This window comes from Novosphingobium sp. 18050 (assembly GCF_902706195.1).
Taxonomy (GTDB): Bacteria; Pseudomonadota; Alphaproteobacteria; order Sphingomonadales; family Sphingomonadaceae; genus Novosphingobium.
In genome coordinates, this window is the sequence record NZ_CACSJO010000001.1 from 238,290 (window position 1) to 252,547 (window position 14,258).

The 14,258-nt window shown below is 63.9% G+C and carries 14 protein-coding genes; 10 read left to right on the top strand and 4 right to left on the bottom strand.

Going from position 1 to position 14,258, the window contains the following annotated elements; translation table 11 throughout:
* Window positions 1-4: 4 nt before the first annotated feature.
* The 9 genes from GVL61_RS01330 (at window position 5) to GVL61_RS01370 (ending at window position 9,952) form a co-directional block, all read left to right on the top strand.
* Window positions 5-559, top strand: a complete 555-nt coding sequence (locus tag GVL61_RS01330; RefSeq protein WP_159976054.1) for a F0F1 ATP synthase subunit delta — start codon at window positions 5-7, stop codon at window positions 557-559.
* A 13-nt stretch (window positions 560-572) separates the two neighbouring features.
* Entirely contained in the window at window positions 573-2,102 is a 1,530-nt protein-coding gene (gene atpA / locus GVL61_RS01335; RefSeq protein WP_043975266.1) for a F0F1 ATP synthase subunit alpha, read from the top strand.
* Window positions 2,103-2,164: 62 nt separating this feature from the next.
* On the top strand, window positions 2,165-3,052 hold the full coding sequence (locus GVL61_RS01340) for a F0F1 ATP synthase subunit gamma (protein WP_159976057.1): 888 nt from the start codon (window positions 2,165-2,167) through the stop codon (window positions 3,050-3,052).
* 24 nt (window positions 3,053-3,076) lie between these two features.
* Entirely contained in the window at window positions 3,077-4,534 is a 1,458-nt protein-coding gene (atpD, locus tag GVL61_RS01345) for a F0F1 ATP synthase subunit beta (protein ID WP_159976060.1), read from the top strand.
* Between the two features lie 4 nt (window positions 4,535-4,538).
* On the top strand, window positions 4,539-4,796 hold the full coding sequence (locus tag GVL61_RS01350) for an ATP synthase F1 subunit epsilon (RefSeq protein WP_159976063.1): 258 nt from the start codon (window positions 4,539-4,541) through the stop codon (window positions 4,794-4,796).
* Between the two features lie 116 nt (window positions 4,797-4,912).
* Window positions 4,913-6,436 carry a hypothetical protein gene (locus tag GVL61_RS01355; RefSeq protein WP_235037488.1) on the top strand — a complete coding sequence of 508 codons (1,524 nt, stop codon included), beginning with the start codon at window positions 4,913-4,915 and terminating at the stop codon, window positions 6,434-6,436.
* A 56-nt stretch (window positions 6,437-6,492) separates the two neighbouring features.
* Entirely contained in the window at window positions 6,493-6,810 is a 318-nt protein-coding gene (locus GVL61_RS01360; RefSeq protein WP_159976066.1) for an I78 family peptidase inhibitor, read from the top strand.
* Window positions 6,811-7,011: 201 nt separating this feature from the next.
* Window positions 7,012-8,679 (top strand): 2-isopropylmalate synthase, encoded by a 1,668-nt coding sequence (leuA, locus tag GVL61_RS01365; protein WP_159976069.1) that lies wholly within the window; start codon window positions 7,012-7,014, stop codon window positions 8,677-8,679.
* Window positions 8,680-8,938: 259 nt separating this feature from the next.
* Window positions 8,939-9,952: a phosphatase PAP2 family protein gene (locus GVL61_RS01370; RefSeq protein ID WP_159976072.1), complete on the top strand. Its 1,014-nt coding sequence runs from the start codon at window positions 8,939-8,941 to the stop codon at window positions 9,950-9,952.
* A gap of 67 nt (window positions 9,953-10,019) precedes the next feature.
* Here the strand turns inward: GVL61_RS01370 and GVL61_RS01375 are convergent, their stop codons facing one another.
* Window positions 10,020-11,195 (bottom strand): MaoC family dehydratase N-terminal domain-containing protein, encoded by a 1,176-nt coding sequence (locus tag GVL61_RS01375; RefSeq protein ID WP_200844865.1) that lies wholly within the window; start codon window positions 11,193-11,195, stop codon window positions 10,020-10,022.
* 206 nt (window positions 11,196-11,401) lie between these two features.
* On the opposite strand from GVL61_RS01375, the gene GVL61_RS01380 reads away from it, so the two are divergent.
* Complete coding sequence (locus GVL61_RS01380; protein WP_159976075.1) at window positions 11,402-12,364, top strand: nitronate monooxygenase family protein; 963 nt, start codon at window positions 11,402-11,404, stop codon at window positions 12,362-12,364.
* On the opposite strand, the gene GVL61_RS01385 is transcribed toward GVL61_RS01380, so the two are convergent.
* Genes GVL61_RS01385 through GVL61_RS01395 form a run of 3 tightly spaced genes read right to left on the bottom strand, consistent with a single transcriptional unit; the run spans window position 12,307 to window position 14,215 of the window.
* Entirely contained in the window at window positions 12,307-12,891 is a 585-nt protein-coding gene (locus tag GVL61_RS01385) for an AHH domain-containing protein (protein ID WP_159976626.1), read from the bottom strand. The two genes, GVL61_RS01380 and GVL61_RS01385, sit on opposite strands and share 58 nt — an antisense overlap.
* Before the next feature lie 18 nt (window positions 12,892-12,909).
* Window positions 12,910-13,773, bottom strand: a complete 864-nt coding sequence (locus tag GVL61_RS01390) for a hypothetical protein (protein WP_235037490.1) — start codon at window positions 13,771-13,773, stop codon at window positions 12,910-12,912.
* Window positions 13,774-13,786: 13 nt separating this feature from the next.
* Window positions 13,787-14,215, bottom strand: coding sequence for an NAD(P)H-dependent oxidoreductase (locus tag GVL61_RS01395; protein ID WP_159976630.1), 429 nt, complete (start codon window positions 14,213-14,215; stop codon window positions 13,787-13,789).
* Window positions 14,216-14,258 lie beyond the last annotated feature (43 nt).

The window sequence follows — 14,258 nt, forward strand, 5'->3', positions numbered from 1 at the left end:
GCGCGTGGAGAATTCCGGGGGCATCAAAGCCAGCTTGCAAGGTCGCTACGCTTCGGCGCTGTTTGATCTTGCTAGCGAAAACGGCACCATCTCGGCGGTTGAGAACGACCTCGAGGCGATCGGCCAGGCGATCAAGGAAAGCTCGGACTTCGCGGGCCTGATTCGCAATCCGCAGATCAGCCGTACCGCAGCCGCTGCTGCGATGGACAGCGTGGCCGGCGTGCTCGGCCTGTCGCCGCTGACGAAAAACTTCGTGGGCGTGCTGGCCAACAACCGCCGCCTCTCGGCCCTGCCCGAAATTATCCGCGCCTTCGCTGCGATCGCCGCTGCACAGCGCGGTGAGGCGACCGCTGAAGTCACTTCCGCCCATGCGCTCTCCGACGAACAGGTCGAACAGCTGCGCAAGAAGCTGGAAGTGCGCGAAGGCCGCTCCGTCAAGATCAGGACCAGCGTCGATCCGGAACTCCTCGGTGGCCTCGTCGTCACCATCGGGTCCAAGCGCATCGACAGCTCGATCCGCACCCGTCTCAATTCGCTCGCCCAGGCCATGAAGGGCTAAGAAAGGCAGAACAATGGATATCCGCGCAGCAGAAATCTCGAAGGTCATCAAGGACCAGATCGCCAGCTTCGGCACCGAGGCTCAGGTTTCGGAAGTTGGTTCGGTTCTGTCGGTCGGCGATGGCATCGCCCGCATTCACGGCCTCGACAACGTCCAGGCCGGCGAAATGGTCGAATTCTCGAACGGCGTTCAGGGCATGGCCCTCAACCTCGAGGCCGACAACGTCGGCGTCGTGATCTTCGGCTCGGACGCCGAGATCAAGGAAGGTGACGTCGTCAAGCGCACCGGCACCATCGTCGACGTTCCCGTCGGCAAGGGCCTGCTGGGCCGCGTCGTCGACGCGCTGGGCAACCCGATCGACGGCAAGGGCCCGATCGTTGCTGAAAAGCGTGCCCGCGTCGAAGCCAAGGCTCCCGGCATCATCCCGCGCAAGTCGGTGCATGAGCCCGTGCAGACCGGCCTCAAGGCCATCGACGCGCTCGTTCCCGTCGGCCGCGGCCAGCGCGAACTCATCATCGGTGACCGCCAGACCGGCAAGACCGCCGTCGCCATCGACACCTTCATCAACCAGAAGGAAGCGAACGCCGGCACGGACGAGAGCAAGAAGCTCTACTGCATCTACGTTGCCGTCGGCCAGAAGCGCTCGACCGTTGCGCAGATCGTTCGTCAGCTGGAAGAGAACGGCGCGATGGAATACTCCATCGTCATCGCCGCAACCGCTTCGGAGCCCGCTCCGCTGCAGTACCTCGCTCCCTACACCGGCGCCGCGATGGGCGAGTTCTTCCGCGACAACGCCATGCACGCAGTCATCGTGTACGACGACCTTTCCAAGCAGGCCGTCGCCTACCGCCAGATGTCGCTGCTGCTGCGTCGTCCTCCGGGCCGCGAAGCCTACCCCGGTGACGTGTTCTATCTCCACAGCCGCCTGCTCGAGCGCGCTGCGAAGATGAACGACGAACAGGGCGCCGGTTCGCTGACCGCCCTGCCGATCATCGAAACCCAGGCGGGCGACGTTTCGGCCTACATCCCGACCAACGTGATCTCGATCACCGACGGCCAGATCTTCCTTGAAACCGGCCTGTTCTACCAGGGCATCCGTCCGGCCATCAACGTCGGTCTGTCGGTGTCGCGCGTCGGCGGTGCAGCCCAGACCAAGGCGATGAAGAAGGTCGCCGGCTCGATCAAGCTGGAGCTGGCCCAGTACCGCGAAATGGCTGCCTTCGCGCAATTCGGTTCGGACCTCGACGCCTCGACCCAGAAGCTGCTCAACCGCGGCGCGCGCCTGACCGAGCTTCTCAAGCAGAAGCAGTTCTCGCCGCTCGCCTTCGAAGAGCAGACGCTATCGATCTTCGCCGGCACCAACGGCTACCTCGACGCGCTTCCGGTGGACAAGGTCACGACCTACGAAGCCGAGATGCTCACCTACATGCACAGCGAGCATGCTGACGTCCTGGCGCTGATCCGCACCACCAAGGACTTCGGTGACGAAGCAAAGAGCAAGGCCAAGGCCGCGCTTGACGCCTTCGCCAAGCAGTTCGCGTAAGTAAATAACCATACCCCGGCCTGTTCGACAGGACGGCCGGGGCGGTAATCGGGGAACAACGAGTGGCTTCGCTCAAGGAACTCAAGGGCCGCATCAACTCGGTCAAGTCGACCCAGAAGATCACCAAGGCCAAGCAGATGGTCGCCGCGGCCAAGCTGCGCAAGGCACAGGCTGCCGCCGAGGACGCGCGCCCTTATGCGACGCGTCTGGCGCAGGTGATGGCCTCGCTCGCCTCGAAGATCACGGTCTCCGAGAACAGCCCCAAGTTGCTCGCCGGAACCGGCAGCGACAAGGTGCACCTGCTCGTCGTCGCCAACTCCGACAAGGGCCTGTGCGGCGCGTTCAATGCCAACATCGTCAAGGCAGCCCGCGTCAAGGCGCAGGAACTGGAAGCACAGGGCAAGACCGTCCTGTTCTACCTCGTCGGCCGCAAGGGTCGCCCGGTGATCCGGCGCGAATACCCCGACCAGATCGCCCACATGTTCGACACCTCGGACGTGCGCTACCCCGGCTTCAACGAAGCCGAGCGCGTCGCCGACGAACTGGTCGCGATGTACGAAGCCGGCAAGTTCGACGTAGCGCACCTGTTCTACGCGAAGTTCCGCTCGGCCCTCGTGCAGGAACCCACGGATCAGCAGATCATCCCGGTGCCCGCTCCCAAGGCGTCAATGGACTCCGGCTCTCTGACGTCTGATGCCGTCACCGAATACGAGCCCGACGAGGAGGAAATCCTCGCCGCGCTGCTGCCGCGCTACCTGAAGACCCAGCTCTTCGGCGCGCTGCTGGAGAACGCGGCATCCGAACAGGGTGCATCGATGACGGCCATGGACAACGCCACTCGCAACGCGGGTGACCTTATCAAGAAGCTGACCATCGTATACAACCGCACCCGCCAGGCTGCGATCACCACAGAACTCGTCGAAATCATCGCGGGCGCGGAAGCGCTCTAAGAAACCGCAGGCAAGGACATCAAAATGGCCACCGCACCCGTGCTCAACCTCACCACTACCGGCAAGATCAGCCAGGTCATCGGCGCTGTCGTCGACGTGACCTTCGAAGGCGAACTGCCCGCCATTCTCTCGGCTCTCGAGACCGAGAACAACGGCCAGAAGCTGGTCCTCGAAGTCGCCCAGCACCTGGGCGAGAACACCGTCCGCACCATCGCCATGGACGGCACCGACGGCCTGACGCGCGGCCACGCCGTGCGCAGCACCGGCAAGCAGATCTCGGTGCCGGTCGGCCCCAAGACGCTTGGCCGCATCATGAACGTCGTGGGCGATCCCATCGACGAGCGTGGCCCGATCGGTTCGGACATGTTCGCCCCGATCCACGCCGAGGCTCCTCCTTTCATCGAGCAGTCGACCGAAGCGGCGATCCTGGTCACCGGCATCAAGGTCATCGACCTTCTCGCCCCTTACGCCAAGGGCGGCAAGATCGGCCTGTTCGGCGGCGCTGGCGTGGGCAAGACGGTTCTCATTCAGGAACTGATCAACAACATCGCCAAGGGCCACGGCGGCGTTTCGGTCTTCGCAGGCGTGGGTGAGCGTACCCGCGAGGGCAACGACCTTTACCACGAGTTCCTCGACGCTGGCGTTATCGCCAAGGACGCCGAAGGCAACGCCACCTCGGAAGGTTCCAAGGTTGCGCTGGTATTCGGCCAGATGAACGAGCCCCCGGGCGCCCGCGCACGCGTTGCTCTGTCGGGTCTGACCATGGCCGAGTACTTCCGCGACCAGGAAGGCCAGGACGTCCTGTTCTTCGTCGACAACATCTTCCGCTTCACCCAGGCCGGTGCCGAAGTGTCGGCTCTGCTGGGCCGTATTCCTTCGGCAGTGGGCTATCAGCCGACCCTGTCGACCGACATGGGCCAGCTGCAGGAGCGCATCACCTCGACCACCAAGGGTTCGATCACCTCGGTTCAGGCGATCTACGTTCCCGCGGACGATCTTACCGACCCTGCGCCTGCCGCTTCGTTCGCTCACCTTGACGCAACGACCACGCTGAACCGCGCAATCTCGGAGCTGGGCATCTACCCGGCAGTCGACCCGCTCGACTCGACCTCGCGCGTTCTGGAACCGCGCGTCGTCGGCGACGTGCACTACCAGACCGCCCGCCGCGTCCAGGAAACCCTGCAGAAGTACAAGTCGCTTCAGGACATCATCGCGATCCTGGGCATGGACGAGCTTTCTGAAGAAGATAAGCTCACCGTCGCCCGCGCCCGCAAGATCCAGAAGTTCCTTTCGCAGCCGTTCCATGTCGCGGAAGTCTTCACCGGCATCTCGGGCAAGTTCGTGCAGCTGGAAGACACCGTGAAGTCGTTCAAGGCCGTCGTCGACGGTGAGTACGACCACCTCCCGGAAGCAGCCTTCTACATGGTTGGCGGCATCGACGAAGCCGTTGCCAAGGCCAAGAAGCTGGCTGAGGACGCCTGATCTGATGCCCCTGCACTTCGAACTCGTCACGCCTGCGAAGCTGGTTCGTTCCGAGGAGGTCCACATGGTGGTCGTCCCCGGTACGGAAGGCGAGTTCGGCGTGCTCGCGGGCCATGCGCCCTTCATGTCGACGATCAAGGACGGCGCTCTCAAGATCTACAAGACCGAGAACGGCGCGCCTGAAGAGATCCGCATCACCGGCGGTTTCGCCGAAGTGGGCGATGCAGGCCTGACCGTGCTTGCAGAGCACGTCGACGGTTAAATCGACCTCTCGATATTAAAAAAGGGCGTCTCCGGAAAACCGGTGGCGCCCTTTTTGCTTTCCGGTTTATTAACCGTACCTTGGCTAAGACCCGACGCGGAAACGCGAGGGCCAAGATGACGACAGCGACGATGACGCGGGAAACCGGTCCGGCATTCTGGCCGAATGCCTGGGCCCGATTCTTGCGTAAGCTCGATGCCAGCCGTCTCGTGCAGTTCGCCTGCCTGCTCACCTTCGCCGTCCTGATCCGCTGCCCGGCTTACGGCGAGTGGAATTTCGGCGTGGACGATCAGTTCTACGCGCTCGTCGGCGAGCGGATGCTTCACGGCGACCTGCTTTACGTTGATATCTGGGACCGCAAGGGGCCGCTGCTCTACCTGATCTTTACGGTGATCGCCTTGGTCTCACCGACCATGCTCGCCTATCAACTGGTGGCCACGCTGTCTGCCGCGCTGGGGGCTTACGGCGTCAACCGCCTCGCTCACCTGATCGCGCCGCCGGGCAGCGCCATGCTTTCGGGCATCGCCTACCTCGCGCTGCTCAGCCGTTTCGAGGGCGACAATCTGGAAGCAGGCGTCTTTTTCAACAGCCTCCTCATTGCTGCTGTGTGGCTGCTGGTTTCGCGATTTGCCCTTCTGGCGCGCGGCAGGATCGATGCCGGGCTGGTCCTGGGCTTCTTCTGCGCGGGGCTCGCCATCGCCATCAAGCAGGCGGTGGTCTTCGAGGGCACGCTGTTCGGCCTGACTGTGATCGTGCTGCTCGCCCGCGCCGGATGCACGCCGCTATCCATCGCATGGAAGGCGGGCATTCTGGCACTGGCCGGCGCCTTGCCGATGCTGGCTACCGGCCTGTTCTACTGGGCCAACGGCCACTTCCCCGATCTGTGGAACGCGATGGTCACATCCAATTTCCAGCGCGGTTATGCCGACCAGATAATCCGCGTGAAGTCGATGTTCGTCATGGCCGGGATGCTCGGCATTCCGCTCTTCTTCGCCGGTATAGGCATGCACGCCCTGCGCGGCGCGGCGCCGGAACGACGGGCGATCGTGCGCCTGATCGCGCTCTGGGGACTAGTGGCGCTGGCGCTGATCTTCACGTTCCCAAACCTCTACGTTCATTATGCACAGTCCGCGCTGGCGCCGCTGGCGATCCTTTGCGCGGGCTATTTCGCGCATCGCAGACCCGTCTGGCCGGGGCTGATGGCCATCGTCGGGTTGAGCCTGGTGCTGGCCGGCACGTTCCGCATCGAGGACCGCTGGCACGCCCGCCCCGCCGCAAATGCGCTGGTCGACTACCTGAGCGCAGTCACGCCCCACAAGCGCCTTCTGGTATGGGGGGGATCGAACTATCTCTACTCCAAGATCGGCGCCGATCCGCTCAGCCCGCTCGCCTTTTCGCCGCACCTATTCGAAGGCCGCGAATGGACCGGGCTTGACGAGGGGAAGCAGATGCACCGCATTCTCGCCGCGCGGCCGGAGACGGTGGTGGCGCAGATCCCGCTCGTTTCGCGGCCCCTGAACGAGGCCAACGTCGCCATGGTCGAAGAGTACCTGAAGCATTGCCGCCAATCCTGGCGCTTTCCCCTCTACGATCACAACGGCAGGCAGATGCACACGGTATTCAGCGGCTGCGGGCAATAGCGCGCCCAGCCTGGGTTCAGCTTCCCTAGGCTAAGTGCAGCAGCTAGGAGAGTGCCATGTCCCGAACCAAGATTTTCGCCCTGCCCGCCGTCGTCGCCGCCGCGCTTGGCGCCTGTTCCGCGCAAACCCCTCCGCCTGAGGCATCTGCGCCCCCCGCCACCGAAATGGAGCCAGGTTGCGGCGCGGACCAGCTTGCCGGTTACGTAGGGCGAAAGGCCAGCGACGACGTCATTGCGTCGATCACCGCATGGCGCGGCGACAAGCCGATCCGCGTTCTGAAGCCGGATTCGGCAATGACGATGGATTACCGCCCGGATCGCCTGAATATCGCCGTCGACGCAAAAGGCATCATCACTGGCCTGAGCTGCACCTGAGCGCGTCTGGCCCTAAACCCCCTTTACATCGCCGCAGCATGTGCCCATAGGCTGCGGCATGACTCTCCGTCTCGGCCTTACCCTGCGACTTATCCGCCCTTGGGCGTGAGGTGACGCGTCGACCTGCGACGCGCTCGGCGCTCAAGGGACCTGACGACCTCACCAGGAATTGCAGACGAATTATCCGAGCGAGTTAAATTCATGACTATGCTGAAAGACCCTTCGGTCAAGTACCGCCCTTTCCCGCAGATCCAGCTGGAAAACCGCCAGTGGCCTTCGCAGGTCATCACGAAAGCCCCGCGCTGGCTCTCGACCGATCTGCGCGACGGCAACCAGGCCCTGATCGATCCGATGGGCGCAGAGAAGAAGACCCGCTTCTTCGACCTGCTGGTCAATGTCGGCCTCAAGGAAATCGAAGTCGGTTTCCCCAGCGCCGGCGCGACCGAATTCGATTTCATCCGCGGCCTCGTCGACAATAACCGCATCCCCGAGGACGTGCTGGTCCAGGTGCTGACCCAGTCGCGCGCCGATCTGATCGAGCGCACGTTCGAGAGCCTGGCCGGTGTCCACGCCGCGATCGTCCATCTCTACAACGCAGTTTCGCCGCTGTGGCGCACCGTCGTATTCGGCATGGAAAAGCACGAAATCCGCGCGATCGCGGAAAACGGCGCCAAGGCCTTGCGCGATCAGGCGGCCAAGTACCCGCAGACCAGGTGGCACTTCGAGTATAGCCCTGAGACTTTCTCGACCGCCGAACTCGATTTCTCGATCGAGTGCTGCGAGGCGGTGATGAACATTCTCCAGCCCACGCCGGAGAACCCGATCATCCTCAACCTGCCGGCGACGGTCGAAGCGGCGACGCCCAACATCTACGCCGACCAGATCGAATATTTCTGCCGCAACCTGCCCAACCGCGAGAGCGCGGTGATTTCGCTGCACACCCACAACGACCGGGGCACCGGCGTGGCGGCAGCGGAGCTGGGCCTGATGGCCGGCGCCGACCGCGTCGAAGGCTGCCTGTTCGGCAACGGCGAGCGGACGGGCAACTGCTGCCTCGTCACCGTGGCGCTGAACATGTACACTCAGGGCGTCGATCCCGAGCTGGACTTCTCGAATATCGACGAAGTCATCCAGACTGTAGAATACTGCAACCAGCTCAAGGTCGCAGAGCGTCATCCCTATGGCGGCGAACTGGTCTTCACCGCGTTTTCCGGCTCGCATCAGGACGCGATCAAGAAGGGCTTCGCCGCGCAGGAAACGCGCAACGACGAAATGTGGGCCGTGCCTTACCTGCCCATCGACCCGGCAGACCTGGGCCGTGACTACGAGGCGGTGATCCGCGTCAACTCGCAGTCGGGCAAGGGCGGTTTCGCCTGGGTGATCGAGCAGGACCAGGGCCTGAAGCTGCCCAAGCGGATGCAGGCCCACTTCTCCAAGCATGTGCAGGAACTGGCCGACGAACTGGGCCGCGAACTGCAGGCCGCCGATATCTGGAACGTGTTCCAGAAGGCCTACCGCCTCGAGGACGGACAGCGCTTCCAGCTGAACGACTGGGATGAAGGCCGCGCTGCCGACGGCGCCCGTGTCTTCGCCGGCAAGATCGGTGTCGACGGCAAGGAGCAGTCGGTTTCGGGCAAGGGCAACGGCCTGATCTCGTCCGTCACGGCGACGATTGCCGAGAGCTTCGGCGTGCGCCTCGATGTGCGTGACTATGCCGAGCACTCGATGGGCAAGAGCACCGATGCGCGGGCTGCAGCTTACGTCGAATGCGTGTTGCCGGACGGCCGCACAGTATGGGGCGTGGGCATCGACGAGGACGTCGCCACCGCCAGCGTCCGCGCCGTGCTGAGCGCCGCCAACGCGGCCTGACGCTTTTAAGAAAATCTTCTAGAAACAAGGGTTCAGCCTGCAAAGGCTGGACCCTTTATCGCACTCAAGCGGGTAGCAACGGTCAGCTTCGGATCACGGCTGCGATCCCGATTACATGTCCATCCATGGCACACGTGGAATGCGTGACAAGACACCCCGCCTCCCGCTATCGCGTTCATCCGAGCTTAACCGGGATTCGGGCTCTACGTCGTCTTTCCTGCCGCATCGGCCTCCAACACACCCTTCTGGATATCACGCAATGCCATCGATGCGGCCGTCCTGGGCCACGACAGCCACGGCAGTGGTTGCCGGACAGGCGAATCACCCCGAAATCCTGACTCCCGCGCTGGTTGCCGTACGTCAGTCAGGCCCCGTGATCCGGCGCCACCTGCTGATCGCCCTGCTGCTAAGCCTCGGGCTGCTGTCCACGCTGCTCCATCTGGCCCAGTTGCACATCGATCCGCTGGGACAGGGCAACGTGCCTTACTACGCAGCCGGGCTGATCGCCATTGCGCTGCGATTTGGTTTACCGCGCGCGACATGGCGCCACGCCGTACCAGTGGCCCATTTCAGCGAATACGTCGCGATCTTCACAACCGTCACGCTGATAGGCGCATCTGCAAGCTACCCCGTTGCCGCCCTGACGCACGGCTATGCGGACGTTACCCTGCAGGCCATCGACGAGGCCATGGGATTCGACTGGGTCCATTGGTATCGCATCGTCGCCGAATATCCGGTGCTGCAGGCGCTGGGGACCATTGCCTACCGCAGCATATACCTGACTCCGGTGCTGCTCTTGTGGTCCGCCGCCCGGTCCGGGCAGCATGAGCGTGCCTACAGGTTCATCGCCGGATTCTGGGTGGCATCGATCATCACGCTGGCCGCCTTTACCCTGATGCCGGCGGTCGGACCCTTTTCGCATCTCTGGCATGAGCAGATCCACTACATGCCCGAAAGCGAGCTTTGGCAGTCCGGCCTGCTCCCGGCGCTGCGGGCGCATAGCGTCCATATCGTCGATCTGGGGCAGTTGCGCGGCATCGTGTCCGCGCCCAGCTTCCACACGGCGGCGGCCGTGCTTTACATCGTGGCGGGCTGGCGCTGTCCTTCCTTGCGCTGGCCGGTCACACTGATGAACGCAGCAATGCTGCTCTCCACCCCGGTCGAAGGCACGCATTACCTGATCGACATGATTCTGGGCGTGATGGTGGCCCTGACTGCGCTGGCGCTGGTGCGCCTATACGAGCGCAAGGTGATCGCTCCTCACCACGCCTGACGGGCAATCGCATAAAAAAGGGGCGCCTCGCAGCGCCCCTTTTCCTTTCATGCCGCCTGTGCCGCAATCACCCCGGCTTTTTGGGCAACTCGATCTCGGCAAGACCCAGGCACATTTTCACGCCCTTCTGGTTCTGCATGAGGTGCTTGACCTGGATGATGTGACGCCCTTCATCATCGACCATCTTGTCGACGACTTCGGCGGTCTGGATCGTTACGTCGCCCGAAAGTGCAGGCCCGCGGTAGTTGGCGGTGGAGTGAACCACCATGCCCCACTCGCCCGCCCAGCCGGCAAGGTAATCGGTAACCCAAGCGCCCATGGAGGCGCCGTAACCATAAGCGCGCGGCATGCCGATCTTGCGGGCATACTTGGGGAACAGATGCCCGCGCGAAGGGCCGTAATAAGCGCCATCGGTGATGGCCGGATTGATCCGCTCCATCACCGGATCGTTCTCATGCCCCGCCATTTCCTTGGTAAAGCCAAGCGCTTCCAGATCGATCTGGCGCCGGTCGAGCGTGCCCCAGACGGTGAAGAGATACGAGCGCCATTCGGTGGCGAAGCTGGCAACGGTATGCGGCCCGAACACGCGCTCCGGCAGTTGGTCTCCTACATTGACCTCGTCCCACCAGCGCTCTCCGTGGCCCAGATCGTGCAGCATCTGCACCCAGGCGAACTTGCGTTCCTCCAGCTGTGCCAGTTCGGCATCCGTCCACTCAGGCTCTTCGAACTCGGCGGTGTTGACGGTATCGCCACCCGCGGCCGCACGGTAGCGGATCGCAGTCGAGCGCTGCTTGGCGATCAGTTCGCCGTTCTGGTTGCGGTAGTAGTTATCGCCGCGCTGGAAGCAGGTAGGACCAAAGCCGGTCTGCTTGACGGTATAGTCGTAAGGGATGCGCTCGTTGCTGATCACATCGCCGCCGAATACGCGCGGGCCATAGTGCCAGAACTCGTCCCCGCCGAAAAGCAGATGCGATTCGGCGATGCGGCCCATGCACGAGGACGACGTGCCGTGGCTGTCGTCCATCACGATCGGGAAGCTCTGCGGCGCGACCAGCTTGCCCCAGCGGCTTGCGGCGGCATAGGCCGGGTCGAAATGCGCAAGGTTGGGGTAGTGCATCGCCTGTACCCAGCGGCGGATATCGTTGTTGCCGAGCGGCTCGCGGATCGGGGAACTGTCGATGACTTTACCGAGGTACTGGTCGATGTCCGAGCAATCGAACTCCTGCTGCGCCACTTCCGACATTGTGGGTGATCCTCTTTCCGATACGGTGCCGCATCGGTGCGGCCACCACTAATAGACAGCGGTGTCTATTTCAGCCCTCCGGTGAGGTCACGCCGATTTGCGCAGCCAGCCAACGTCAACGCCGTGGCGGTATGCCGGCTTTCTCTCGACAGGCGCCGCCCACGCGATTATGCCCCAATTTAATCGAACGATTAAACGGAGACGAGATGCCCCTGCCCGCGCTGTTCCAGTCGTTGCGCCTTCCCGTGATCGCGGCCCCCATGTTCATCGTCTCGAACCCGGATCTGGTGATCGCGCAGGTACGCGCCGGCGTGGTCGGCAGCTTCCCCGCGCTCAACGCCCGGCCGGCAAGCCAGCTCGACGAATGGCTGCACCAGATCACCGAGGCAACGCAGGGATGCGGCGTCCCCTTCGCCGTGAACCTCATCGTCCACCGCACCAACAATCGGCTTGAGGAAGACCTCGCCCTGCTGGAAAAGTGGAAGGTGCCGCTGGTAATCACCTCGCTGGGCGCGCGCGAGGATGTGAACGCTGCCGTGCACGGCTGGGGCGGCAAGGTGCTCCATGACGTCATCGACGATACGTTTGCCCGCAAGGCCGTCGCCAAGGGCGCTGATGGCCTCATCGCCGTCGCCGCCGGAGCCGGCGGGCATGCCGGGTCGCAATCGCCTTTCGCGCTGATGCAGGAAATCCGTGCCTGGTTCGACGGGCCAGTGGCGCTGTCCGGCGCAATCGCCTGCGGCCGGTCAATCCTGGCGGCGCAGGCGATGGGGGCGGACTTCGCCTATATCGGCACGCCCTGGATCGCCACGCCCGAAGCCAATGCCGTCGATGGCTACAAGCAGGCCATCGTCGCGGGAGGCGCAGCCGACATCGTCAATTCCAACCTATTCACCGGGGTCCACGGCAATTACCTGCGCCCCTCGATCGTCGCAGCCGGCATGGACCCGGACAACCTGCCCGATGGCGACAAGAGCCAGATGAGCTTCGCGTCCGGCGGCAACATGGACGCCAAGGCCTGGAAAGACATCTGGGGCGCCGGACAAGGCATTGCCGCCGTTCACGCCGTAGAGCCGGTGGCAGACCGGGTGGCGACACTGGCGGCGCAGTATCAGTCGGCAAAGGACGAACTGCGCGCCCGCACCGGCATGAGCGCCGCCGTGGGCTGAACCAGAGCAACGCGCGGCGTGGTCACCACACGGGTCGAACCCCAAAGGGCATCGGCCATCGCATCGAGTTCAGTGAAATCGACACCCGCGCCCAGCGGGTCGCACCGGTTGAGCCGCAACCGGCGGCGCCGCCCGTCGAGCAGATATCGCCGTAGAGCGCGCTGAAGCAGGTCGAGCCGCATATGTGCCTGCAGCGCCGCACCCGACGGATCGGCGGCGCGCATCGCCGACCACGCCGCCTCGATCTGGCCCACCCGCTCGATCACCAACTGGCTGTAAAGCCGATGCGGCCCCCGATGCAGCGGCAGGCCCATGCGAAGCGCCGCCGGCTCGTCACAGGGGAGCAGAAGGCCATTCTCGCGAAAATCCTCGAAACGATATCGCTCACCACCGATGCTCGCGAACATGCGCGCAAAAGCGCCATTGCCGAGCAATTGGCGTGGCAGCAGGTGATGCCGTTGCAATCCCGGGTCGTAGCCCGGCCGGTCGTTGCGATTGACAGCGCGAAAGGAAAGGCGGGATCTCAGGCCCCAGGTCCCGGAAAGCTACAGCGCCTCTCTCCAGACCAACACCAGATTGCCGACTTGCGATGGCTCGGCCAGCAGCGCGCCGGGCCCGGTCCCGATCCGCAGCGGCTCTGCGATACGTCCCTGCCGCACGAGATGGTCCACCACCCGAATCGCGAGCTTGACGGTATCGGCGGGGCTTTCCCCTGCCCTGCCCTCCATCTGCATCTCCTGGCCGGTGAAATGAGCGAGGCCCTGGCTGGCAATGCTTCCGTCAGCCCCGCGTACCAGCGTGGTCAGACCCAGCGCGGGAAATGCGCCGCCCGACAGCCAGCCCAGCACCATGCGCGAGAAGTAACGCGGCTCCATAAGCGTCTGTGCGGGCGCCCACGCAACCCCCGCCACCGGCAAGTTGAGAGCAAGGTCGGCCGCCAGCCCCATCAATGTCCGCAGCACCGGCTGTAGCGTACCCCCTGCGGCGATATGGCCCGAAGGCAGGAGTTCGACGGCCTCGCATAGGCCGTCCATACCGTCCTCGCCCTCAAAGCCGTACATGTATCCAGGCGTGGTGATTGGCACTGGCGCCGCCGGGGCAAGCCCCCGCATGTCGAACGTCAGGCCGCTCGCCAGCAGTTCCAGCCAGCCCTCCTCCGGTGCGGGCATATGGCTGACCCGCGCCAACAACCCCGCCGCGTGCGAGGATTCGATGAGCCGCGCGATATCCTGCGCGCCGGGCCTTGTCCCGGGCCGGAACAACAGGGACAGGCCAGCGCCTCCGACATCGGCCAGCTGCCGGGTACCGCTCTGCTGAAAGGAATGGGCCAACACCTTGTGCTCCAGCTTGAGTGTCTCGCGCAGACGACTAGGCACCATTCGCGGCGCAGCGTCGAGTCCGTTTAGCACTGAGCATCTCCCTTCAGAATATGCCGAGCGCAAGGCCCTCTGCCAGCGCCGCACCGATGTCCATGCAGTCCTGCAGCTGTTCCTGCGGGACGTGTTTTTGCGCCAGTATCGCCTCAGGCTCCTGCGCGCCCAGATTGACGATCAGCGGCTCCGCCACGCGCCGCAGACGCCAGCCGGTGACGATACGGTCGATCTGTGCCTGCGCGCCGCGCCCGTCCGATCCCGCCGCAATGGCCGTTGCATAAGGACGCCCCTCGATCCGGCCGAGCAGCGGATAATAACACCGGTCGAACATCTCTTTCATCATGCCGGTCATCGAGCCCAGGTTTTCCGGGCAGACGAAGACATACCCCCCAGCCGCCAGCAGGTCATTGGACACGGCGGCGCCTGCCGCGATCAACCGCGCATGATCGCCCGCTCCGGCGTAGATTGCCTCGGCCATGGCGCGGGCGGCGCCGGTACGGCTGTGCCAGAGAATTACGAGC